Annotated in this window: 19 protein-coding genes; 3 read left to right on the top strand and 16 right to left on the bottom strand. The window is 41.9% G+C overall.

The genetic code is table 11. The annotated features are described in order from the left end of the window. Positions 1-2 precede the first annotated feature (2 nt). From gatA to NKF87_RS02940, 6 genes are all read right to left on the bottom strand, one after another. Positions 3-1472, bottom strand: coding sequence for an Asp-tRNA(Asn)/Glu-tRNA(Gln) amidotransferase subunit GatA (gatA, locus tag NKF87_RS02965; protein ID WP_055284863.1), 1470 nt, complete (start codon positions 1470-1472; stop codon positions 3-5). 13 nt (positions 1473-1485) lie between these two features. Further along, positions 1486-1779: an Asp-tRNA(Asn)/Glu-tRNA(Gln) amidotransferase subunit GatC gene (gatC, locus tag NKF87_RS02960; RefSeq protein ID WP_028087248.1), complete on the bottom strand. Its 294-nt coding sequence runs from the start codon at positions 1777-1779 to the stop codon at positions 1486-1488. 58 nt (positions 1780-1837) lie between these two features. After that, positions 1838-2965, bottom strand: a complete 1128-nt coding sequence (locus NKF87_RS02955) for a hypothetical protein (RefSeq protein ID WP_253583941.1) — start codon at positions 2963-2965, stop codon at positions 1838-1840. Positions 2966-3025: 60 nt separating this feature from the next. After that, positions 3026-4360, bottom strand: coding sequence for an aspartate--tRNA(Asn) ligase (gene aspS / locus NKF87_RS02950; RefSeq protein WP_028087246.1), 1335 nt, complete (start codon positions 4358-4360; stop codon positions 3026-3028). Between the two features lie 844 nt (positions 4361-5204). Continuing rightward, positions 5205-5771 carry a chorismate mutase gene (locus NKF87_RS02945; protein ID WP_253583939.1) on the bottom strand — a complete coding sequence of 189 codons (567 nt, stop codon included), beginning with the start codon at positions 5769-5771 and terminating at the stop codon, positions 5205-5207. Positions 5772-5791: 20 nt separating this feature from the next. Then, positions 5792-5977 (bottom strand): hypothetical protein, encoded by a 186-nt coding sequence (locus NKF87_RS02940; RefSeq protein ID WP_253583937.1) that lies wholly within the window; start codon positions 5975-5977, stop codon positions 5792-5794. A 501-nt stretch (positions 5978-6478) separates the two neighbouring features. Between NKF87_RS02940 and NKF87_RS02935 the strand changes: the two genes are divergently transcribed. Next, the gene (locus NKF87_RS02935) at positions 6479-7792 is read left to right on the top strand and encodes a chloride channel protein (RefSeq protein WP_253583935.1); all 1314 of its coding nucleotides are present in this window, start codon (positions 6479-6481) and stop codon (positions 7790-7792) included. A gap of 81 nt (positions 7793-7873) precedes the next feature. Here NKF87_RS02935 and NKF87_RS02930 read toward each other — a convergent pair whose 3' ends face one another. The 9 genes from NKF87_RS02930 to NKF87_RS02890 form a co-directional block, all read right to left on the bottom strand. After that, positions 7874-9556 (bottom strand): phospho-sugar mutase, encoded by a 1683-nt coding sequence (locus NKF87_RS02930; protein WP_118225356.1) that lies wholly within the window; start codon positions 9554-9556, stop codon positions 7874-7876. A gap of 208 nt (positions 9557-9764) precedes the next feature. Then, positions 9765-10652, bottom strand: coding sequence for a DUF4340 domain-containing protein (locus NKF87_RS02925; protein WP_253583934.1), 888 nt, complete (start codon positions 10650-10652; stop codon positions 9765-9767). A 36-nt stretch (positions 10653-10688) separates the two neighbouring features. Continuing rightward, positions 10689-12110, bottom strand: coding sequence for a GldG family protein (locus tag NKF87_RS02920; protein ID WP_253583933.1), 1422 nt, complete (start codon positions 12108-12110; stop codon positions 10689-10691). 10 nt (positions 12111-12120) lie between these two features. Further along, complete coding sequence (locus tag NKF87_RS02915; RefSeq protein ID WP_253583932.1) at positions 12121-12987, bottom strand: ABC transporter permease subunit; 867 nt, start codon at positions 12985-12987, stop codon at positions 12121-12123. Between the two features lies 1 nt (position 12988). Beyond that, a complete protein-coding gene (locus tag NKF87_RS02910) occupies positions 12989-13948 on the bottom strand; it encodes an ABC transporter ATP-binding protein (RefSeq protein WP_117597982.1) in 960 nt (319 codons plus the stop codon). Between the two features lie 220 nt (positions 13949-14168). Beyond that, the gene (locus NKF87_RS02905) at positions 14169-16721 is read right to left on the bottom strand and encodes a glycoside hydrolase family 3 protein (protein WP_253583931.1); all 2553 of its coding nucleotides are present in this window, start codon (positions 16719-16721) and stop codon (positions 14169-14171) included. 18 nt (positions 16722-16739) lie between these two features. Then, positions 16740-17423, bottom strand: a complete 684-nt coding sequence (locus tag NKF87_RS02900) for a TIGR00266 family protein (RefSeq protein WP_253583929.1) — start codon at positions 17421-17423, stop codon at positions 16740-16742. A 215-nt stretch (positions 17424-17638) separates the two neighbouring features. Beyond that, complete coding sequence (gene galT, locus NKF87_RS02895) at positions 17639-19129, bottom strand: UDP-glucose--hexose-1-phosphate uridylyltransferase (RefSeq protein WP_253583928.1); 1491 nt, start codon at positions 19127-19129, stop codon at positions 17639-17641. A gap of 37 nt (positions 19130-19166) precedes the next feature. Beyond that, entirely contained in the window at positions 19167-20336 is a 1170-nt protein-coding gene (locus NKF87_RS02890) for a galactokinase (RefSeq protein ID WP_253583926.1), read from the bottom strand. A gap of 227 nt (positions 20337-20563) precedes the next feature. Here NKF87_RS02890 and NKF87_RS02885 point away from each other — a divergent pair, with 227 nt between their 5' ends. Together NKF87_RS02885 and NKF87_RS02880 are read left to right on the top strand one after the other, a co-directional pair. Continuing rightward, positions 20564-21520 carry an AraC family transcriptional regulator gene (locus NKF87_RS02885; protein WP_161144000.1) on the top strand — a complete coding sequence of 319 codons (957 nt, stop codon included), beginning with the start codon at positions 20564-20566 and terminating at the stop codon, positions 21518-21520. Positions 21521-21630: 110 nt separating this feature from the next. Further along, the gene (locus NKF87_RS02880) at positions 21631-22158 is read left to right on the top strand and encodes an ECF transporter S component (RefSeq protein WP_161144001.1); all 528 of its coding nucleotides are present in this window, start codon (positions 21631-21633) and stop codon (positions 22156-22158) included. 139 nt (positions 22159-22297) lie between these two features. Here NKF87_RS02880 and NKF87_RS02875 read toward each other — a convergent pair whose 3' ends face one another. Then, positions 22298-23773, bottom strand: a complete 1476-nt coding sequence (locus tag NKF87_RS02875) for a sodium-dependent transporter (RefSeq protein ID WP_253583925.1) — start codon at positions 23771-23773, stop codon at positions 22298-22300. Between the last annotated feature and the right edge of the window lie 85 nt (positions 23774-23858).

The following is a 23858-nucleotide window of genomic DNA, read 5'->3' as shown; positions in this document are numbered from 1 at the left end:
GACTATCTGTCCTCCTTTGCAAGTTCTGGTGCTTCATATACTTTCGTCTGTTCAAATGTATATGCGGTCTGAATGATTTTATTTTCTTCGAAACAATTTCCAATCAGCTGCATACCTACCGGAAGTCCTTTGGAATCCTTTCCTACCGGGATTGTGATTCCCGGAAGTCCTGCCAGGTTGACGGAAATCGTGTAAATATCTCCCAGATACATCTTGATCGGGTCACTTAAGCTCTTTCCAAGTTCCGGTGCCGTTGTCGGAGCCGCCGGAGCCACGATCACATCATATTTTTCAAACGCTTTATCAAATGCTTTCTTAATTAACGCTTTTGTTTTCAATGCTTTCAGATAATACGCATCATAATATCCGGAACTCAAAACAAATGAACCAAGCATAATTCTTCTCTTTACCTCCGGTCCGAAACCTTCGGAACGGGATTTTTTGTACATATTGTGAAGTCCTTCGTATTCCTCGGTACGATAACCGTATTTTACGCCATCGAATCTGGCAAGGTTGGAGCTTGCCTCAGCTGATGCAATGACATAATATGCAGGAATCGCATATTTTACAAGGCTTAAGTCGAATTCTTCTACAACTGCGCCTTTTTCTTCCAGAACTTTTACTGCCCGAAGAATATTTTCTTTTACCTCAGCATCCAGACCATCTCCAAAATAATCTTTTGGAATACCGATTCTCATGCCCTTCACATCATCTACCAGTGCAGATGTAAAATCATAACTGTCACGTCTGATTGATGTGCTGTCTTTCGGATCATAAGATGCAATGGTCTCCAGAACCGTTGCGCAGTCTGTCACATCTTTCGCAACAGGACCGATCTGATCCAGGGAAGAACCATAAGCGATCAGTCCGTAACGGGATACCGTTCCATATGTTGGTTTGATTCCGACTACGCCGCAGAAAGAACTTGGCTGACGGATGGACCCGCCTGTGTCAGATCCAAGTGCATATGGCGCTTCTTCTGCTGCCACCGCTGCACAGCTTCCCCCGGAAGATCCTCCCGGAACATGCTCTAAGTTCCATGGGTTCTTTGTCGGTCCGTAATAAGAAGTCTCGGTTGTACTTCCCATGGCAAATTCATCCATATTCGTCTTTCCCAGAATGACAGCTCCTGCTTCTTCCAGATTCTTTACTGCCTCTGCCGTGAACATCGGCCGGAAGTTTCCCAGGATCTTCGAACTGCAGGTTGTGAGCATTCCTTGCGTACACATGTTATCTTTGATTGCTACCGGCACACCTGCCAGTGGCCCTGTCAGTTTTCCGTCATCAATTAATTTCTGTACTTCTTCTGCACGTTTTAATGCGCCCTCTTTATCCAACGTCACAAAACTGTTTACATCTTTTTCTACTTTTTCAATCTGTGCAATGGAGGCTTTCACGGCTTCCACAACAGATATTTCTTTTGCCTTAATCTTCTTTCCAAGTTCTACTGCTGTAAGACTTGTGATATCCATAACCGTTTTCCTCCTATCCGATCGTCTTTGGTACTTTGAAGCTCTGGTCTTTTTCCAGCGGTGCATTCGCCAGTGTCTCCTTACTGCCGTCTCCATTTGTCACAATATCTTCGCGGAATACATTCTTTACCGGAAATACATGTGACATTGGTTCAATTCCGTCTGTGTCCAGTTCATTTAATGTATCTATATAATCTAACATTTTTTCCATATCTGCTTTGGCATCTTCTTTTTCCTGACCGGATAATTCCAGCTTTGCAAGAATACCAACATATTCAATGGTTTCATCTGATATTTTATTTGCCATCTTCCTGCTCCTTCTTCCCTGATGTTATCGATTTCCCTATAATTTATATTCAGTAAACTTATCTGTTATAAAAGCCATAATAATCCGTCGATGCAATCTCTTCTGACGGTGTAAGCCTTATTTTCAAATCTTCTGACACTTCCAGTGTTGCATTTTCCGGAATTACCAGATAATGGAATGTCTCTCCGTCTATTCCATCTTCCGACAGCCCCTGGCTCCATGAATTTATTTCTTCCTGTTCGTCCGAATAAATGATTACATCCACATTTCCAGCCCCTGATACACGGCTGAGATCATATATTCCCGGTTTAAGATCTCTTCCGGCCGTCAACGTTTTCTGACCTTTAATATCCACTGATTCTGTGAGCGGATTACTCTGTCCGGCCGTTTCCATTGCCTCTACATCCTGTGCATTATCGGTATGCAGTTTTACTGTAGTCTTACAATTTAATGTAAGATGCGCACCTTTATAAAGACGGATATCCTCTATCTTGTCTTTTTTACCCTCGGTGTATTCATACAGATAGATGCTGTTCTCAGGATCATCGATCTGCACGGTGTCATAGTCGTCTTTCGGTGTCACTGTATAGATTCCCTCCGGGATCTCCACACCTGCCACATAATTGCCGGAAGAAAGTTCATAGTCTGCACGTTCTCCCTCTTTCGGGATTTCCCGAGTCACATACTGATAATGATCATAGTCTGTTTCATCCGTATCATTTGTCTTTTGATCCCCCGTATCCTGAAATACATCTTGAACTGCATCTCCAATTGCATATTCTATATCGTACTTATGTTCCTCATAGAGATTACCCAAAACTGTAATCACGATAATTGCCAGAATCACTATTTTCAATGGTCTTCTCCGGTTTGTAATATCCGGAGTCTGCACATGCTTTCTCCGTTTTTTCCCGGTCATATCAGACTCATTCATACGGTAGCCTTGTTTTCCGTAATCTCTTTTTTTATGATTTGTCTCCTTGTGATTTATTTCCCTGTGATCTGCTTTCCTGTCCGGTCTGTATTTTTCTTTCTCCTCATGTACATGTGTAAGCGGCATTCCGTCACAATCACTCCGGTTGATCCGGTAATTCTTATCCGATTTGCTGTTATCAAGCCCACATTCCGTACAGATTCCTCTACTGTTTAACTTTCCTCCGCATAAACTACATCTTTTTCCAAACATATGATTTCCCTCTCATGACATGTTATCACCGGTATCATATCTATTATACCTTACTCCCCGCTATGGTTCCAGTCTGCTTAAATCTCTTGGGAATAATGTAGTCTCTCTTACGTTGTCTTCTCCTAACAACTGCATCGTCAGACGTTCCAGTCCGATTCCAAGTCCTCCGTGTGGCGGCATTCCATGCTTAAATGTCGCAAGATACTGTTCCATTCCTTCTTCTGTCATTCCCCTTGCAGCAATCTTATCTGTCAGCATCTTGTAATCATGAATACGCTGTCCGCCTGTCGTAATCTCCAGTCCTCTGAACAACAGGTCAAAGCTTAATGTATATCTTGGATCTTCCGGATCATCCATTGCATAGAACGGGCGTTTCTTAGAAGGATAATGTGTGACAAATACAAAATCACTTCCCCACTCTTCTTTCGCATAACGTCCGATCAGTACTTCTTCTTCCGGCTCAAGGTCGAATGGATTTCTCATCTTATGGTTGTATTTCTCTGCAACTATTTCTTTGATATCTGCAAATTTCACTGCTGGGATCTGACTCACATCAGGGAGTTCAACACACAATACTTTTAACTCTCTTGCATAATCTTTTTTCAGCAATTCCATCGCATACTGGAGGAATCCTGTCTCCATTGCCATGATGTCTTCAAATCCATCAATATATCCCATTTCAAAATCAAGACTGGTATATTCGTTCAGGTGGCGCTTTGTGTTATGTTTCTCTGCCCTGAATACCGGAGCTGTCTCAAATACTCTGTCAAATACGCCGACCATCATCTGCTTATAGAACTGTGGACTCTGCGCCAGCACTGCCGGTCTGTGGAAATATTCCAGTTTGAAAATGTTGGCTCCCCCCTCGGCTCCTTTCGCTCCGATCTTCGGTGTATGGATCTCTGTAAATTCCTGACTGTAGAGGAAATCTCTGAATGCTCTTGTAAGTCCTTCCTGGATTCTGAATTTGGCACGCTCCCGGATATTTCTAAGGGAAATGGAACGATAGTTCAGTTTTGCTTCCAGAGATGTGTTCAGTTTCCATTTGGAAATTGCAAGCGGCATCATCTCGTCTTCCGGCTCACTTAAGATTTTTACGTTCTCCATACGGATTTCAATTCCATTTGGTGCTTTTTCATTCTCTTCTAAGACGCCTTCTACTTCGACAGTTGCTGCTTCTTTGATGTCTTTCAGTTCGAAATCAGCACTGCCTTCTTCATAGACACACTGAAGCAGACCTTCTCTTTTTCTTAAGATCACAAATGCAACAGTTCCCATATCACGGATCGTATGCACTGCTCCGTTGACTTTTACCTTTGCTCCTGCTTCTGCCTGTTCCAGTAATTCACTGATTTCTTTTGTCTCTTTTGGCTTTACACCTGTTAAATACTCCATGTTCTTTTCCTCCTTTTCTTCCCGGGACGAATAACGGTTATAAACATAAAAATCCGCCCTGGAATACATACTTGTATCCCGGGACGGATATCATCATCGTTATCCGCGGTACCACCCGCATTGAATCTCAAAGCTGTATAGTGCTTTCTAAGATTCCTCTTTTCGTGCGTAACGTGCAGTCTACGTACCAACCTACTTTTCATTCAACTTTACCATATTTACTTGTTCAGCTGGTCTGCTCCAGAGTGTTCCCTATTGTCCTCATTCCCCAAGCAGTGCTCTCAGTCGGTGACACCACATTCCTGTCAGGTTCCAGAGTCCAGAGTCTCTTTCATCGCTTTACTATACTAAAATTTGTTTTAAATGTTAGCACATGTTTTTCCAGATTGCAAGAGGGTATTTCTAATTTTATGTAAAATGCCTTTCTTGCTTTTCATTTAAGACTTGTTATGGTATTATTTACTAAATATAATGTAACTATAGTTTAGTCTTTCTATGTGTGAGGAACTATTATGACCAAAAAACAAAAGTACTATTTGTGGTTTGCTCTTATTATCTCCATCTGTATAACTATACTGATGGAGATATTTCAACTGTACAGCTTGCCGGTACTCGGCATATTGGAACTTTTCATGCTCGTGAATGTATGCATAATCATAGTGAATTTATTTATTCGTAAATGCGTAAATCATGTCGAAACATTGATTGTTACGGGATGTTTTTTCCTGTTTCTGCTTGCGCGAAATACATTTATACTTTTGTTTTCTATTGGCATTCCACATTCACAATAATCCTTATCTATTGTTTCCTTCAATTCTCGTGACTGGCTGCGGATGTTAATAAATTAAATCCCAAACAATTCTAAAATCCGGAACTCCTCTGCCTCTTTCCCTATCTGACACAACAAGCACCGCATTCCCGCATCCGTGATCTTACCATCCAATGTCATAGTTACTTTCTGATTCCCATTTTCTGTCATCAGATTCATAGCATCAATCTGGATTCCATTTAACTTTGTCATGTTCACGAACAGGTTCAGATCACTTGTCTCTTTTGGGCAGGTAAATCCAATCTTTACCTGTGTATGTTCAGTCTCAGCTGTCAGTCCTGCTGCCGTCAAAGCTGCCGTTATAACTTTTTCCTGCATCTCTGGTAATAATTCATATTCATATTTTCTGCAAAGACTCATTAAGTGTCTCAGGAATGTTTTATATTCTTCCTGGATCTCCGGATCTACATCCATGGCTCTTTTTCCAATGATTTCAAGTTCTCTTTCGAGAACAAATACATCTCCTCCGTTCTGTCCTTTTACTTCTGCAACATGTTTTCCACATTTCATTCTTCTTAAAAACAGTGGCTTCATATTTGTATCTATTTCATCAATTTCATTTCTTACTTCTTCTAATGTCATCTTAGTTTCCTCGTAAAATTTTATACTATATTATATTTTTCAAATAGCTGCTGACAATATGATTTCTCTTCTGTCGCACGTTTCAACTCATCATATTGTTTATTTGAAAGCAACTTTTGTGTAAGCTTCATAAAACGATCATATTCTTTCATTCCTTCTTTTATTCCTTCATCACGGATCTGTCGTTCTCTTTCCTCTGCTTTCATAAACTCTGCCTCCATTTCAGCACTATCCTTTATTATCTGTACATTAGCATGAAGCTTCTGAAGACGTTTATCGCATACTTTTTCTAAGTCTACTGAACTACTATCTGATACATAATGCAAAAAATCAATCAATGAAGAGTCTACATTCCTCTCTATCTTTCCTTTCGTGTTAAGAATGCACTTCGTACATTCATATTCATCGGCATATCCTCCTTTGTAGGTACAGCGAAGAACTACCGTTTTACATTACTTTTGCAATCCGTTCTACAATTCCTCTCTGCCTGTATAAAATCTCTCTGGGTTACAAGCATTGAAAATTCATAGAATGCGAAATGCATAAGTTCTTGATAGGGCGTATATGCCAATGAAAATATAGAATTATAATGCTTAATTCAATTGTATCACATAGTATATAAATTGTCGAGTAAAAAATATATTTGCTTGCAGTTTCCGCCATACAAGTTATAATAAATACGAGAGAATTTATCTTTGGGGGTTATTATGATTAAAGCTTTGTTCAAACACATTTACAAATACTATAAAGATACTTTTATCCTGGCTATTGCCGGAGTAGTCATCGGTGTTCTCGTCGGAATCATCGATGCAGCATTCGGGCTGGGGCTTAATGCCTGTACCGCTATCCGGACGAAATACTTCTGGTATCTGATCTGGTTCCTGCCTCTTGGCGGGGTGTTCATCTGGTTCATCTATCACCAGTTCGGTAAATCTGTCGCGAACGGCATGAAGATGGTATTCCATGTAGGACTTGGTAAGAACAATAAACTTCCGATCCGCATGGTGCCGCTTGCCGTGATCGGAACCTGGACAACGCATCTGTTCGGCGGAAGTGCAGGACGAGAAGGCGTTGCCGTACAGATCGGGGCTGCTGTTTCCAACAACGTTGGGCGTCTGGTCGATAAGACTATTGATATCGAAAACAGCCGGAAGATGTTCCTGATCACTGGTATGGCTGCCGGATTTTCCGGACTTTTCTGTACTCCGCTTGCTGCAATCTTTTTTGCACTGGAGGTATTGGTTGCCGGAAAGCTGGAATATCATGCTTTGATTCCAGCAACAGTAGCTTCCATCAGTGCAGCTTTTACATCACGGGCGCTCGGACTTCGGAAATTTCATATTAATATACTGGAAACCCTGAACTATCATCCTTCTACGTACAACGCTGTTTTTCTTTTAAAACTGGCAGCTATGGGACTGTGCTTCGGTATCGTTGGTTCTTTATTTGCACTGATTCTCCGATATCTGCGTTTGAAATTCGCCTTCCGTTTTTCTTCGCCTATAAAAAAGGTTCTGATCATGGGGGTTGTTATCGCAGTTCTTATGATGGTCTTTCATCAGGGAAGATACTCCGGAACCGGCTCTAATCTGGTTGCTCTGTGCTTTGACGGTATTACAGACGATATATATGCTTATGACTGGATTCTTAAGATGACTCTTACGATTCTGACACTTTCCTCCGGATTCATCGGCGGTGAAGTTGCACCGCTGTTCTCCATCGGTTCCTGCTTAGGATATGTCCTGGGACCTGTATTTGGATTTGACCCAATGTTCGGTGCTGCGCTTGGATTCGCCTCTGTGTTCTGTAGTGGATCCAATACACTGCTTGCTGCGATTCTGGTCGGTGTGGAAAGTTTTGGATATTCAATGCTACCTTTCTTCTCTGTGGTATGCTTTGTGTCCTTTATCTTTAACTTTAACAATTCAATTTTTACGGCACAGAGAGTTGCATTTATCCACCCGACAAGACGACAGCGATTAAAAGAAAGACTTTCCGAGAAAAAGAATATTAATAATTAACTGCATACTCTGGTATAAAAAATAAGTGTACAATCCTTTCTTCCAAAAGAACTGTACACTTATTTTTAAATTAAAAAACTCCTATGCCATAATCGGCTTCACTGCCTCAGCAAGTTTGTCCTTCTCAGCCTGTGCCTCAGCAAGATCTTTACCAAGTGTTGTGTAGTAAATCTTGATCTTAGGCTCTGTACCTGATGGGCGAACAATCACGGTCTCGTTATTCTCCAGTTTATAAACTAATACATTTGCTGCCGGAAGTCCGGTCTCTTCTGTCTTCGTATAATCTGTTACTTCTGTTACCTTGTATCCAGCGATCTCTGCCGGTGCATTCTCACGCAGATTCTGCATGATTCCAGACATCTTGTCCATTCCGCTCAGTCCTGGGAATTCAAAGCTGTCGATCTTGTTGAGGTAACGTCCGTACTCTGCATAGATCTCTTCCAGTCTCTGTTTCAGAGAGCTGCCGATACTTCTGTAGTAAGCTGCCATCTCACAGATCAGCATAGATGCGATAACGGCATCTTTGTCACGTACATATGGTCCTGCAAGGTATCCGTAGCTTTCCTCAAATCCAAAGATGAATCTATCTACTTCGCCTGCTGCCTCTAACTGTGCGATCTGGTCTCCGATCCATTTGAATCCTGTCAGTACGTTTCTTAATTCTACTCCGTAATGAGCTGCTACTGCATCAGCAAGTGGTGTAGATACGAGAGATTTGACTGCTACTGCTTTTTCAGGCATTGTACCTTTCTCGATACGTCCTGCACATATGTAATCCAGAAGAAGTACTCCGACTTCGTTACCGCTTACTAATTCATAAGATCCATCCGGGCACTTCATAGCGATACCTACACGGTCTGCATCTGGGTCAGTTGCAAGCATAAGGTCTGCATCTGACTCTTTTGCAAGGTTCAGTCCAAGCTCCAGTGCCTCAAAGATCTCTGGGTTTGGATAGCTGCATGTTGTAAAGTATCCATTTGGATATTCCTGCTCCGGAACGATTGTGATATCTGTGATTCCGATATCTTTTAATACCTGTGTTACAGGAACAAGACCTGATCCATTTAATGGGCTGTATACCAGTTTTAATCCGGCTGTCTTACACAGTCCCGGACGAACCTGACGGGATTCAATCGCATCATAAAGTGCTCTCTTACAGTCATCTCCTACAAATCTGATCAGTCCTTCTTCTACACCTTCTGCAAATGACATATATTTTGCTCCGGTCAAAACGTCTGTCTTCTGGATCTCTTCGTATACAATTGCGGCTGCATCATCTGTCATCTGGCATCCGTCCGGTCCGTATGCTTTGTATCCATTGTATTTTGCAGGGTTATGAGAAGCTGTTACCATAATACCTGCATTACAGTTATAATAACGTGTTGCAAATGAAAGTGCAGGTACCGGCATCAGTGCATCATAGATTCTTACTTTGATCCCATTTGCTGCAAGTACACCTGCTGCTGTCTTGGCAAATACATCACTCTTTAAACGGCTATCATAACTGATTGCTACAGTCTGTGTTCCGCCCTGTGTCTTTACCCAGTTAGCCAGTCCCTGTGTTGCCTGACGTACTACATAAATATTCATACGGTTCGTTCCTGCGCCAAGCACACCGCGAAGTCCGGCTGTTCCGAATTTCAGTGCTACTGCAAAACGTTCCTTAATTTCATCATCGTTTCCCTCAATTTTTGACAATTCCGGCTTCAGATCTGCATCTTCAAGATCTGCCGCAAGCCAGCGTTTGTATTCTTCCTGATACATTTTTTATCACTCCTACTTATTTCTTTTCCGGGTTTTTTGTATATTTTCACAACAAACCTATTAATAATATACCATTTTTTATACTTTCAGGCAATAAATGTATTGTAAATTATGTGAAAACTTTTCGTCATTTTTCTCAAAAATCAGAAAAAGGCGGAAGACACATTTTCTGTGCCGCTCCCGTCTTTTTTCTTTCTATCGATATGTTTTATTTATCTACCGACATCATATTTTCTACGATCGAACTTCCAACCTCATATACCATATTGGAATCTTTGAGCTGTACATAGCGGTTATCACCATTTTCATTCCCAATATAAACGGTACAGGTCTTCTTATCTCCGGAAGTACTGTCTTTATAAGTTGCCGTCACCGTGATCCGGTTTGCTTCATCCAGACCATATTTTGCAAGATTTTTGACATTATAGTCTGCACACTGGGTAAGCGAGATGGTTCCCCAGCCACCGGCAAGTTCACTGCGTTGCTTCTTTTTCTTATAAGTCGTGGTCTCACCATTTTGTGTCACTTCGACCTTCTTCAGATTACCACTGCTGATCGATGGCAGTGTGTCGTTCTCCGTCAGGGATGACAGATCGAATACCAGATCCGATACCAGCGTACTTGAAATGGTATATACTGCATCCGAATCCTGGATCATCGCATAATAATTGTCTCCGGCTGCATCGCCGATTTCAATCGTTCCTTTGGTTCCATCCTTTGCCGTGTAGGTAACGGTGTAATCCGAACTGTCCAGTCCATAATCTGCTTTTTCATCCGGATCACTCAGCTTGCGGACCGCTGTCAGTCCAGTAATCTCTTTTGCCGTGCTCTTGATCGTACTCTGATTCAGACGTACCCCGTCATCCTCATCGTATACCCATTCGCCATCATCTTTGGTAAAACTCATCTTGCTTCCGCCGCTTTCATAGGCAAATGACTTCAGACTCTTTACATCTACCAGGCTGACTTTTTCTTTGTCCTCTTTTGCCTTCTTCTGCTTCTCGCTGTGACTGTTCCAGGCTTTTAATCCTCCGTACAGCGCAAGCAAGACCGCAAGCACAATCACCATGATGAGCATTGTCTTTTTCTGTTTCATCAAATTTCCCCTTTTCTGTCCATAAATCTTCTTAATTTACACTTTTCTTCTCTTCCACCAGCGCATGAATCCATAAATCAGGATTACAAGCGGAATTCCGAAGATTGTCAGGATGCTGATGATTCCCGCATGCTGCATCGTATTGTTGCTTACCTCCAGGCTCTTCGCCTTGATTGCTATATTTTTTGTCTTGTCAAAGTTAGCTGTCACCGCATTCATGAACAGATCCAGGTTCTCCAGTGTTGTGTAAGTATCTGTAATCTGTGAATTGATCATGCTTTCTGAAGAAATTACCGTCAGACGGCTGGTTTGGGATGAGCTGCTGTCGGATGAATCATCAGATGTAATCTGCTCAGTCGCAACTGCTCCTAATGTATATGTTCCCTCTTCCTGCTTATTCTCTGTCACTGCATAGGAATTATCTGATGTCTGCATAAACACCGTTGTTGTGATCGTATCTCTTGCCGGATCTGTTGTAGTCAGACCATGCGCATTGATCATCAGAACCATCTCGGATTCCAGATTATTGGCCAGATCGTCTGTTGCTGTAATCTCCGGGAAGATATAATAATAGTTGCCCTGGTAGCTTCTCTGCATATCTGCGATGTAACCGTCCGCTTCCTGCATACCATATTCTTTCAGCACTTCATCCAGATTCGGTGTCTCATCCTCAGGATCTCCAAGAATGATAAATACCTTTCCGCCCTTTTTCAGGTAATTCAGAAGTAATGTTTTCTCATCATCGGAAATGTCTTTTGATGGAGCATCCATGAATAACAGATCACAATCATCAGGAATTTCACCTGTCATCATCAGATTCACTTCATCTGTCGTCAGATTATTTTTACTGAACAGTTTTGTCACAGAATCTGAAAATGCTGCTTCTCCGTGTCCTGTTGTATAATACATCTTCTCTGTCTGTTCACTTGTAACCGAATTGATCGCACTTGTAAACTGACCTTCTCCGTCGAATTCAGATGCAGAACTGCTTCCTGTCGTATAGTAGGAATAAGAATCCGAAACTAAAATATCATCAAAAGAAACAGATTTCGTTTTTCCGGTATCTTTGCAGGAGATTACGATCGTATCTTTCTCTACTCCTGCTTTCGTAAGTGCTGCCGGATGCAGGACCGGATCGATCCATGTTACACTGATCTTATCAGACAATGCCGTATATTTCTTGATAAATGATTTGATCCTTGTATCTGTCGAATCTTTTTCTGCATAGATTTTAAATGTTACTTTTTTATCCAGTTTGTTCAATACCTTTTTACTGGTCTTTGATACTCCGTAAATGTTGTTATCACTGATATCTATGCTCTTAACATTCTCCGGAAGCTGACCTGCGATCAGATTGACAACGATCACCATGCAGATCACAAGTGCGATCATTCCCACACTGTAACTTCCGTTTTTCGATGATGCACTCCGGAATGACTTCTTGATTTTTTCTAACATTATGCTCCTCCTAACTCCAACGTCTCTTCTGAATCATCTGCATCGTCAAAAAGAAGAACAAGACGATCAGTGACAGGTACAATATAATCCCGTTCACATCCAGAAGATGGTTATCGGCAATATTGGAAAATACTTCTGTCAGTTCCAGTTTGCCAAGTACTGTGGAAAGCAGACTTTCAAACACTGTTTTCTTTACAAAGTAAGTAATCAGTGTTCCTGCCAGTACGATCAGCTCCAGTACCCCGCTGATCACGACATTTTTCGTCATATTCCAGACTGCAAGTACGACCAGCGTCAACAACACCGCAACTGCCAATGCATTTGCCCATGCTGCCGAAGGGATAAAGTTCAGAATGCCGCTCCAGAGATAAGTCAGAAGCAGGATACCGAATGCGCCGATTGCCGCAATGATCACACTTTCTGTCAATGAAGAGACAAACATTCCAATGGAAATATATACGCATCCGAGTAAGAAGAACACAAGGATTGCCAAATAGTCTACCTTAATGTATGCCGTCCCCTGCGCTTTAATGATCAGTGGAAAGATCAGATAGATCACACACGGTACAGCCGTGATCGTTACCATTGCAAGATATTTTCCAAGCACGATCTCGAACAGGCTGACCGGTGCTGTCAGTAACATCTGATCCGTCTTATTCTTCTTATCTTCTGCAAAGCAGCGCATCGTCAGGATCGGAATTGCTACCAGGTATACGAACAGAATCCCTGACAATACATAAGAAAAGTACGGATATCCATAGTTCAGGTTATACGCCAGGAAATAGATTCCCGTATAAGCTACCAGGAAAGCGATAAATACATATCCTATCATAGAATGAAAATAGGACCTTAACTCTCTTTTATAGATGGCTCTCATCTTACTTCTCCTCCTTTATCATTCTATTGCCTGACCCTTGTGTCAGCTCCAGGAATATCTCTTCCAGTGTTGTCTTACTCTGATTCAGGGTAAGCATCGGTACATCTGCATGGGAAAATGCAAGGAATAACTCTTCTCTGATATCTTCCCCGCCTTTTGCTATAATCTGCGCAGTTGTAATGCCGCTCGCACTGGTGCGGTATTTTACTTCTTTGATCTTTCCTGTCCGGCGGATAATATGATCCATCTCATCCCTGGAAGCCTTTGCTTCCACCTCGATCTGACCTTTGCCACTCATCATATTCTCCAGATTCTCGGTCGTATCACTAGCGACCAGCTTCCCTCCGGATATGATCATGATATAATCACAGACTTCCCTTACTTCCGCAAGAATGTGAGAACTTAAGATCACGGTATGTTTCTTCGCAAGCTTCCTGATCAGTTCACGGATTTCGATGATCTGCTTCGGGTCAAGGCCTACTGTCGGCTCATCCAGGATAATGATCTCCGGGAATCCCAGAACTGCCTGTGCAAGTCCGACTCTCTGTTTATAACCTTTTGACAGGTTCTGGATCAGCCGGTTTTCTACGTCTCTCAGCTTTGCAAGTCTTATAACTTCTTCTATCTGCGGCTCTCTTTTGTCTTTTTTAATTCCTTTTAATTCTGCAGCGAATTCCAGATATTCCCGCACCGTCATTTCCATATATAACGGCGGAATTTCCGGCAGATAACCGATATTCTTCTTGGCTTCTTCCGGCTCCTTTAAAATGTCGTGTCCATCGATCAGCACCTGTCCCTCTGTAGCTCCCAGATAACCGGTCATAATGTTCATGGTCGTAGATTTCCCTGCACCGTTTGGTCCTAAGAATCCATAGATTTTACCGGATTCTACGGTGAAGTTCAGATGATCTACCGCCAGATGGTTACCATAACGTTTGGTAAGATTCTTTACTTCTATCAAATTTCCTTCCTCCTGTTAAACTCAATCTGTTAACAATATAAGGGGGATGTTTGAAAAGTATGTGGAAAAAATATGTTTATTTGATGAATTAAAGTTTAACTGTTGAACAAAAATATTGTTTTTCCCCGGACGCAAACAGATACACACTATATTCCCAAGTTTCTCCTCTCACTTCGTTCGAAGTCAACTTTTGTGAATATAGTGTGTATCTGTTTACTGATTATACTCCGCTTTCTCTCTGCTTCCTTAAATACCCCTGGTAGATACGGCTGCTGATGATTCCTTTCAACACGTTGGCCGCACTCCTTTTTACATCTTCTTCCAGAATAATACCTTTGGAAACTGCTTTTACGATGTCATCTACGGTTCCGGAACTGCCTGGCATAATCAGGTCGTTGCCTGATGCAATCGCATGTGCCGGATCACCGTATTTTCTTCCGGTTGCGAACCAGTCAGTCATAACGAAACCATCAAATCCCCATTCATTCCTCAGTACCTGTGTCAGCAGACGATAGCTGTTGTTGACGTATTTGCCATTTACCTTATTATAGCTGCTCATCACAGCTCCCGGATGCGATTCTTTCACCGCAATTTCAAATCCTTTCAGATAGATTTCCCTAAGTGCTCTTTCATTTACGTTAGCATTCATCTTATTACGGTTGTCTTCCTGATTATTACAGCAGTAATGCTTTAATGTAACATAACATCCACGGTTCTTCTGAACTCCTTTTGTAATTGCTGCCGCAAATTTACCCGTAAGTAATGGATCTTCAGAGAAATATTCAAAGTTACGTCCACATAAAGGGTTGCGGTGTATATTCATGCCCGGTGCCAGCCAGTAAGTTACACCATAAGCTTCCATCTCTTTTCCCACTGCATTCCCGACCTCTTCTGCAAGCTGCAGATTCCAGCTCGATGCCAGAGAGATTCCCACCGGAAATGCCGTTGTAAACTGATACAGAAGATTCTTGCTGTCCGGATTGCCAAGCATTACTTTCTTTACCGGTTCGGGAAGATATTTCATAAAAGAGATATTTGGTTCTATTCCTTTTACTTTACCCGTTATAGATACAGACGATATCTTATGAAGCCTGAGTCCCGCAGGTCCATCCGCCATAACGACATTTGGAATTCCCTTTGCAGTCAGATTTCCAGTCGTCACGCCTGCTGCTCCCGGTGCTTCAAAGAATCGATGTCCGGACATGCCTCCGCCCACAACCAGCTCCGCCATATCTCTTAGCGTTAATGACTCTAAGATCCTGTCAGTCTCTTCCGAAGAATAGATCTCCACCGGGCCATACTCATGCTCCGTTTCCGGAATAATCCCCGGTTCGATCTGAAAGCTCTGAATTTTTTCCACATCGTCGATGATTATTTCACAGGTTCTTCCCCAGTTCTGTCTGCAGTCACCGGCTGCATGAAGAAGTTCCTTTTCTTCCTGCCATTCCAGTTCTGTCACCCTTAACGGTACCTTACAGATATGAGAATGTTTCTCTGTAATTATTTCCGTTTCCAGTTTTAATATTCCACATACTCTTGTATTCCTGCTGGAATTACCGACTCGCACGACATATTCGCCCGGTTCCAGAACAGTGGCAGCATCTTTTTCCCTGTAACTTGTAAGATCACGCAGATCAAATTGTAATACGATCCGTTCTTCCTCTCCCGGTTTCAGATTCTTTGTCTTGGCAAATGAAGTTAATCGCTGTGCTTCTTTTTTCAGTTCACCATCCGGACAGCTTACATAGATCTGTACCACTTCTTTTCCGCTGTATACTTCGCCTTTATTCTTTACATCTACGGATATCTCGACGGTAGTTCTTTCCAGCCTCATACCTGCAAGATGCATTTCGAACTCTGTATACGATAGTCCATATCCAAACGGATATCTTGGTGCTACATGAAATGTATCAAAATACCGGTATCCGACATAGATCCCTTCCCGGTAATACTCTTCATCGAGATTCCCATTCAGATAACTGTAATCATCTGACGCCGGATAGTCCCGGTAATGCTTTGCCCATGTATCTGTAAGTTTCCCGGACGGTGTATGCTTTCCGCAGACTATATCCGCAACTGCCTGCCCGCCCATCGTTCCAAGCTGTCCCATGAAGATCACCGCATTGATGTTCGGAATCTCATGCAGAAAATTCAGGTCAAACTGCCCTCCTACATTGATCACTACGATCATATGCTCATATTGTTCCGCACAAAATGTCAGATTTACTCGTTCTATCTCTGCTAGACCGTATTCATTCTCACTGAGTTTACGGTCAGCACCTTCTCCTGCCTGTCTCGAAATGACGTAAATGCAGGTATCGGTCTCTGATTTTTCTACATCTTCCTGCAGCACTGCTCTTCCATATGGATAGCGGTATGGACTGCTCATCAGATTCATAAAATCCGACAGATTCTTCGGACTTAGTTTCTTGCGAAATTCTTCTGCGTACGCGCGTTCTCCTTCCTGAAAACTCTGATCATAATCATCAATCCAGTTCATCGTTGTAATCTTGAATCCCGCATATTCCATTCCTTCCAGGATCGATACTGCATGCCGTTCATTGACCTCTCCTGAACCGGTCCCTCCTTTGATCGTCATTTTGGCACCGGCTCCGTATAGTGCAATTTTTCCCGGATTTAACGGAAGACATCCGTCATTCTCCAGAAGCACGATCCCTTCCACCGCTGCCTGATATGCAATTTTCTTTCCGGCTTCCTCCAACGGTGTGACTGCATCTGTTAGTGCGGCTTTATGAATGTTTCTTGTTCTCATTGTAATTATGCATCCTTTCTATTTTCCGGATGATGGCATATATGGGCGCAATGCTCCTGCCACATTACTGATCGGCATTGTCTGAAGCCACACTTTTCCAGGTCCGTGAATTATTGTATTAAAGATTCCTTCTCCGCCAAATAACATATTCTTCACACCCGGTACGCTCTTTATCTCTATCTGGCATGAAGCATCCATTGCAGCCAGATGTCCAGTATCTACGACAATTTCCTGTCCGGCGTTCAATTCATACTCCACTACATGTCCGTCAAACTCAGCAAATACAGTTCCCTGACCAGATACCTTCTGCATGATAAATCCCTCTCCGCCAAATAATCCAGAGCTGAACTTCTTATTAAAGAACACAGACAATTCTACCCCTGCTTCGCTTGCAAGGAATGCACTTTTCTGGAATACCATCTCGCACCCCGGTCCGATTTCAAATGCTTTGATGGATCCAGGAAAGCACGATGCAAATGCAATCATCCCCTTGCCAGCTTGTGCGGTATAAATATTCTGGAATATATGCTCACCGGAAAACATTCTTCCAAATGCCTTGCCGATTCCTCCATTCGTGGTCGTCTCCATCTTCATATTCGGTGACATCCAAGACATTCCGCCTCCTTCTGTGATCATCTTCTCTCCGCCCTCCAGATAGCAGATAACTACCGGTAATGTGTCTCCTTTGATTTCATATCTCATATAAGTTTCCTCCTGAAATTTTATTTTTCTTTTAATATACTTTTTCCCGAAAAACTATATTTTCATTATAGCATCTACTATCTCTATTCACAATCAGCACTTTATATTTACGTAAAATTTTATTACATTTTCACCATAACAACTCAAACATGACAAAACGCCAAAAATCTTCCGGGCTTTTCATCCCTTCTGATTTTTGACGTTTTTCTAACATCTTATAATGTTTTTACAAATCTTAAAAATGCTTCTCTTCCCTTTTCTGTACATTTATACACTCCGGCATCCTCAAGTACATGTACAAATACTTCACCGACTTCTTTTTTCAATATATCCATTACATTTTCTTCTGTAATCCCATCATATTTTTTACAAAATGTATCTGCCCAGTCCGCATGCTTTGCAATCTTTTCATTACTTCTGATATCTTTTTTCTGAACCAGATAATCCGCAAGAATCTCCAGCTCTTCTTTTAATCTGGATGGAAGCACCGCAAGTCCCATAACTTCGATCAGTCCGATATTTTCCTTTTTAATATGATGATACTCTGCATGTGGATGATAAACGCCAAGTGGATGTTCTTCGGTTGTGATATTATTCCGAAGAGTCAGATCCAGTTCAAACAATCCATCACGTTTTCTTGCAATCGGGGTAATGGTATTGTGTGGTTCCCCGTCTGTATTTGCATAGATGAAGGCCTCTTCATCGGTATAGCCTCTCCAGCATCCGAGAATGTGATCTGCCAGTTCGATCAGACGTTTTTCGTCTTTGTGACGTATACGGATGACAGATAACGGCCATTTTACAATTCCGGCCTCAACATCTTCATATCCCGGAATCTTGAATCCGATCTCAATCGGTGCTTTTGCCATTGCAAATGTATAATGTCCCCCCTGGAAGTGATCATGACTTAAGATAGAGCCTCCAACGATCGGAAGATCTGCATTGGATCCCAGAAAATAGTGTGGGAATAACTTTACGAAATCAAATAATTTCTCAAATGCTTTCTTATCAATCTTCATCGGAATATGCTGTCCGTTAAATACAATACAATGCTCATTATAGTACACATAGGGTGAATACTGGAATCCCCATTTTCCTCCCGCAATCTCAATCGGAATAATTCTGTGGTTTTCTCTTGCCGGATGATCCAGCCGTCCTGCATATCCTTCATTTTCCATACAAAGCTGACATTTCGGATATGCTGTATTCTTTGCATTTCTTGCCGCTGCAATCGCCTTTGGATCCTTTTCCGGCTTAGAAAGATTGATTGTGATGTCAATCTCTCCATATGGGGAATCTACTTTCCACTTCATATCTTTCTTCACACGGTATCTGCGGATATAATTACTGTCCTGACTTAATTTATAGAAATATTCTGTTGCAGTTTCCGGCGATTCTTCGTATTTTTCTGCAAATGTCATCTGTATCTGGGCCGGCCTTGGCACCAGACAATTCATGATCTTTGTATCAAAAAGATCACGGAATCCGATGCTGTCTTCAATGATTCCTCTTTTTACTGCCTCATCCAGTAATCCTTCCAGAACTGCTTCCAGTTCGATGGAGCTTCTGTTGATTTCTACATCTTCGTATGAGTCTTCCTGAAATAATTCCAACAATAAATTTGTTGTGTAGATTCTCTCACATTCCGGTGTCAGTCCGGTCTGAATGCCATATTCTACCAGTTTCTTAATATTTTCATACAACATATTATGATCCTTCCGTTCCTTTTTCTATCCTGTGAATTTATACAATCTTTGCTCCGTCACCAATCTCTACTACATAGAATTCTGCTTCATGTCCGACTTTTTCTTTATATGTCTTTCCAATCTCTTCGATAAATCTGTCCACTGTTGCATCTTCAACAATGCTGACCGTACATCCGCCGAATCCGCCTCCGGTGATACGCGAACCAATAACTCCCGGCATAGCCTGCGCCAGGTCCACTAAGATGTCGATCTCTTCGCAGGATACTTCATAATCATGACGAAGTGACTCATGAGATGCATTCATAAGTTGTCCGAATAATTTCACATCATTGTTACGGAGTGCTTCTACCGCACGGATTGTCCGCTGGTTTTCATATACCGCATGTTTCGCACGCTTCTGTCTGACCGGATCTTTAATCGCATCCTTGTACTGTTCGAATCCGTCCTCTGTAAGATCTCCAAGTGTCTTTATATCTGTAACCTTCTGAAGTTCCTTTAATGCAGTCTCACATTCATTTCTTCTGTCATTGTAAGCAGAATCAACCAGACTGTGCTTTACCTTACTGTTGATGATCACGATCTTCGCATTTTCAAGAACGACCGGTGCATATTCATATTTTAATGTATTGGTATCCAGGAAAATTGCATGATCTTTCTTACCCATCGCACTTGCGAACTGATCCATAATTCCACAGTTGCATCCATTGAAATTATTCTCCGAATACTGTCCGATCAATGCAAGATCAATCATGGAGAGATCTTCAAATCCAAATGTATCTTTTAACATCAGTCCTGTCAGCACTTCCAGTGATGCGGAAGAAGAAAGTCCAGAACCATTCGGAATATTTCCATAGATCAGGATATCCATTCCATGTGTCAGTTCATACCCTCTCTTTTCGAATGCCCACATTACTCCCTTCGGATAATTCGTCCATCCGGCATTTTTACTCGGAATCAATTCATCGAGACTTGTCTCAATGATTCCAAGCTTTTCAAAGTTCAAAGAGAAGAAACCTAATTTTCTGTCTTCTCTGTTCCTTACCACTGCCCATGTTCCCATTGTCAGTGCACATGGGAATACATGACCTCCGTTATAATCTGTATGTTCTCCGATCAGGTTTACTCGTCCCGGTGCAAAATAAGTACGGATTTTCCCGCCTTCTCCGTATAATTCCTGAAATTTTGCGATCAATTGCTCTTTCTGCATTCCATTACCTCCATTTGTAATACATTTTTATCATTTTTTCTTTCGTACCTTAAGTTTCAGGCCTTCTTTAACATCCACTTACATACTTTTTTGTAGTTGACTGTCTTCTGTTATTGCTATAATATAATCATAATGAGATATGCAAATTCTCACAATAAGAATATTGGCATATTTTATAAGAATATTGAGATTTTATTTGTTTTTGACTTTTATATACGGAGGATGATATGAAAGGTATTCAGATTCTTACAGAAAAAAACAAAAAAGAAGTAAAAGAACACGGAAGTTACACTTTCCCCGTTCAGGTATCCCCAGAGGCAATACAGTCTTATGAACAGCATTCCTTCATGTGGCACTGGCATCCGGAGATCGAACTTACATGGTTCGTATCCGGACAGATGGAATATGTCGTCAATGACCAGCGTTATATTATCTCAGAAGGCGAAGGGATATTCTGCAACAGTAATGCTTTACATGCCGGATATATGATTGATGACCAGGACTGTAATTATATCTCTGTCACATTTCATCCCAAATTCATCTATGGATACGAGAACAGTATCCTGCAGACCAAATATGTCGATTTTATCACTTCCAACGAATTCTGGTCTTCACTTGTATTAAAGCCAGAGATTTCGTGGCAGAATGAAATTATTGAATACATAAAAGAAATATATAGATTGACCTGCCATGTTCAATCTTCTTCCGCTTCTGGATATGAAAGCATGTCAGAACAGCCGGAATTACCTGACTATGAATTCCGTGTCCACCTCCTGCTCTGTGAGATCTGGCACAGACTTTATCTGCATTATGTCCAGATTGCCCAGGATACACCACAGCCACAGAAGCATCTGCAACGTTTGAAAGACATTCTTTCTTATATTCAAGAACATGCCTCGGAAGAACTTGGTCTCGAAGATATTGCCTCTCACGCCGGACTGTGCAAAAGTGAATGCTGCCGCTTTTTCAAAAAGTATATGCGGATGACCATCTTCGACTACCTGCTGTCTACACGGATCCAGAACAGCCTTCCACTTCTTATGAATGGAGAGAATATTACTACGATTGCCGGACTTGTAGGATTTTCCTCACCGGCATATTATGGTCAGATTTTTAAACGTTATATGGGGATGTCCCCCAGCCAATATAAAAAACATGCAGCCCAGTCATCTTCCGCTGATTAAGTGATGTGCTTTCAAACTGGTATGGTGTTTTTTCTCATAACTGGCTCTTTATCTCATGCCACTACTATTGTAAAGTAATGACAATTACGAAAGGAAAGAGGGTTTTTGTTATGAATTCCAATCTAAAAAAAATAATTATGACAGCATTATTTGCTGCATTGGCCTGTGTTGCTACGATGTCCATCCGCATTCCGACACCGGGAACCAGCGGATATATCCATCCTGGTGATGCAATCGTAATCCTCGCAGGTATCATCCTCGGTCCTGTATATGGTATGCTTGCCGGTGGTATCGGTTCTGCACTGTCTGACCTGATCGGTGGATATTTTGTATACGTTCCGATCACACTGGTGATCAAGGGGCTTGTCGCACTGGTATCCGGACTGATTTACCAGAAGATGTGCCGTTCCGGTAAAAACCGTTATATTGCAGTCATTCTTGGCGGTATCACGGATATCGTATTCGTTGCCGGCGGATATTTTATCTGCGAATTCTTCCTTTATGGAAGCGGTGCTGCCGCAAGTATTCCTGCCAATATCATCCAGGGAATCGGCGGACTGATTATCTCTGCAGTATTATATCCTGTACTGATCGCGATCCCGGATGTCCGCCAGGCTGCTTACGAGGCGAAAAATTAACTTCATTTGCATGCTTTACTATTTATAGAATCTGCCACCGGCAGTTTCTTTCAAATGTATGATGAACAAAAAAAGGATAAGTTCTTTTCCACTTTACAAAAGAACTTATCCTTTTTCCACATCTTTTTACTTTTTTTCTTTACTTGTCCACTTTTTCCACAGTACTTTTTCCACAAGAGCATCCGATCACAAATGCAAGGAATAAGAACGCCACGATCATCCAACCGATCAGTGTCTTCGTTCCCATTGGTTGAAATTTATCATAATATCCCTTCAGGTAAATGATAATGATCAGGAGCGGCAGTCCGTAAGACATATAACCCTTGATTCCTGCCGGGAACTTCCATCCTTCTCCTTGATTGATTTCTTCAAGGAAGCTGTTCCATCCCCATCCGTTCTTCTTTGTACAGAACAGGACATAGCCAAGACTTCCAAGCGGAAGCAGGTTATTCGATACGATGAAGTCCTCCAGATCCATGATTGTCGATCCTTCTCCAAGTGGAGTGAATCCGGCCAATACATTGAATCCCATAACACATGGCATACTTAAGATAATGATCAGAATCAGACTTACCAGTGTACTCTTCTTTCTTGACCATCCGAATAAATCCATATCAAAAGAAATAATATTTTCAAATACCGCAACCAGTGTCGTAAATGCAGCGAAGCTTAAGAACAGGAAGAATAATCCTCCCCATACACGCCCGCCTGCCACCTGCGCGAAAATATTCGGGATCGTGATAAATATAAGGCTTGGGCCTGCTCCCGGTTCAATTCCGTATGCAAAGCATGCCGGAATAATAATGAAACCTGCCATCAGCGCTACGACCGTGTCAAGCACGGTAATATTCACAGCCTCTCCGAATAAACGCTGATCTTTTTCCATATAACTTCCAAAGATCAACATCGCTCCGATTCCAATTGATAATGTAAAGAATGCCTGGCTCATAGCCCCGAAAACCACGTTTCCGATTCCGATCTCTGCCATCTGTCTGAAATCAGGAATCAGATAAAAGCGGATTCCCGCTCCGGCACCTTTCATCATCACAGAGTGAATCGCAAGTACGATCATGATCAAGAGCAATGCTGTCATCATGAACTTGGATACTTTTTCGATACCTTTCTGGATTCCAAATGCACATACACCGAATCCAATGATACAGATCAGAATCGTCCAAAATGTCATAAGCGGCATATTTCCAAGCATATCACTAAATCCAGCCGATACCGTCTCCATATCCGCACCTACGAAATCTCCACTGAAGCTTCTGACACAATAATATAGCATCCATCCACCAACCGTAGTATAGAACATCATCAGAAAATAGCATCCAATGATACCGATCCATTTTGTAATATGCCACTTTGTTCCTTTAGGTTCCAGTGTCTCATATGCAGCAGCAACACTGTGTCTGCTCGCACGTCCGACACCAAATTCACAGACCATAACCGGAATTCCCATGATCAGAAGAAATACCAGATATATCAGGATAAATGCAGCTCCACCAAACTGTCCACACATATATGGAAATTTCCACACATTCCCGATGCCAACGGCACACCCTGCGGATACAAGGATGAAGCCCAGTCTTGATCCAAATGTCTCTCTCTTCATTCCATAAACCTCTCTTTGTTTTAAGTCAAGCATTTTTTATTATATCGCATATTATCAGCCAAACGCAAGGATTATCCTTATGGAG

The sequence above is a fragment of the Dorea longicatena genome (assembly GCF_024168045.1).
GTDB lineage: Bacteria > Bacillota > Clostridia > Lachnospirales > Lachnospiraceae > Dorea_A.
Note: the sequence above shows the minus strand (reverse complement) of the source record. Positions and strands in the feature narration are given on the sequence as shown.

Excerpts from the sequence above, each read along its gene's own strand:
- gatA (WP_055284863.1), bottom strand. The coding sequence starts at position 1,472 with ATGGATATCACAAGTCTTACAGCAGTAGAACTTGGAAAGAAGATTAAG.
- gatC (WP_028087248.1), bottom strand. The coding sequence starts at position 1,779 with ATGGCAAATAAAATATCAGATGAAACCATTGAATATGTTGGTATTCTT.
- NKF87_RS02955 (WP_253583941.1), bottom strand. The coding sequence starts at position 2,965 with ATGTTTGGAAAAAGATGTAGTTTATGCGGAGGAAAGTTAAACAGTAGA.
- aspS (WP_028087246.1), bottom strand. The coding sequence starts at position 4,360 with ATGGAGTATTTAACAGGTGTAAAGCCAAAAGAGACAAAAGAAATCAGT.
- NKF87_RS02945 (WP_253583939.1), bottom strand. The coding sequence starts at position 5,771 with ATGACATTAGAAGAAGTAAGAAATGAAATTGATGAAATAGATACAAAT.
- NKF87_RS02940 (WP_253583937.1), bottom strand. The coding sequence starts at position 5,977 with ATGAAAGCAGAGGAAAGAGAACGACAGATCCGTGATGAAGGAATAAAA.
- NKF87_RS02935 (WP_253583935.1), top strand. The coding sequence starts at position 6,479 with ATGATTAAAGCTTTGTTCAAACACATTTACAAATACTATAAAGATACT.
- NKF87_RS02930 (WP_118225356.1), bottom strand. The coding sequence starts at position 9,556 with ATGTATCAGGAAGAATACAAACGCTGGCTTGCGGCAGATCTTGAAGAT.
- NKF87_RS02925 (WP_253583934.1), bottom strand. The coding sequence starts at position 10,652 with ATGAAACAGAAAAAGACAATGCTCATCATGGTGATTGTGCTTGCGGTC.
- NKF87_RS02920 (WP_253583933.1), bottom strand. The coding sequence starts at position 12,110 with ATGTTAGAAAAAATCAAGAAGTCATTCCGGAGTGCATCATCGAAAAAC.
- NKF87_RS02915 (WP_253583932.1), bottom strand. The coding sequence starts at position 12,987 with ATGAGAGCCATCTATAAAAGAGAGTTAAGGTCCTATTTTCATTCTATG.
- NKF87_RS02905 (WP_253583931.1), bottom strand. The coding sequence starts at position 16,721 with ATGAGAACAAGAAACATTCATAAAGCCGCACTAACAGATGCAGTCACA.
- NKF87_RS02900 (WP_253583929.1), bottom strand. The coding sequence starts at position 17,423 with ATGAGATATGAAATCAAAGGAGACACATTACCGGTAGTTATCTGCTAT.
- galT (WP_253583928.1), bottom strand. The coding sequence starts at position 19,129 with ATGTTGTATGAAAATATTAAGAAACTGGTAGAATATGGCATTCAGACC.
- NKF87_RS02890 (WP_253583926.1), bottom strand. The coding sequence starts at position 20,336 with ATGCAGAAAGAGCAATTGATCGCAAAATTTCAGGAATTATACGGAGAA.
- NKF87_RS02885 (WP_161144000.1), top strand. The coding sequence starts at position 20,564 with ATGAAAGGTATTCAGATTCTTACAGAAAAAAACAAAAAAGAAGTAAAA.
- NKF87_RS02880 (WP_161144001.1), top strand. The coding sequence starts at position 21,631 with ATGAATTCCAATCTAAAAAAAATAATTATGACAGCATTATTTGCTGCA.
- NKF87_RS02875 (WP_253583925.1), bottom strand. The coding sequence starts at position 23,773 with ATGAAGAGAGAGACATTTGGATCAAGACTGGGCTTCATCCTTGTATCC.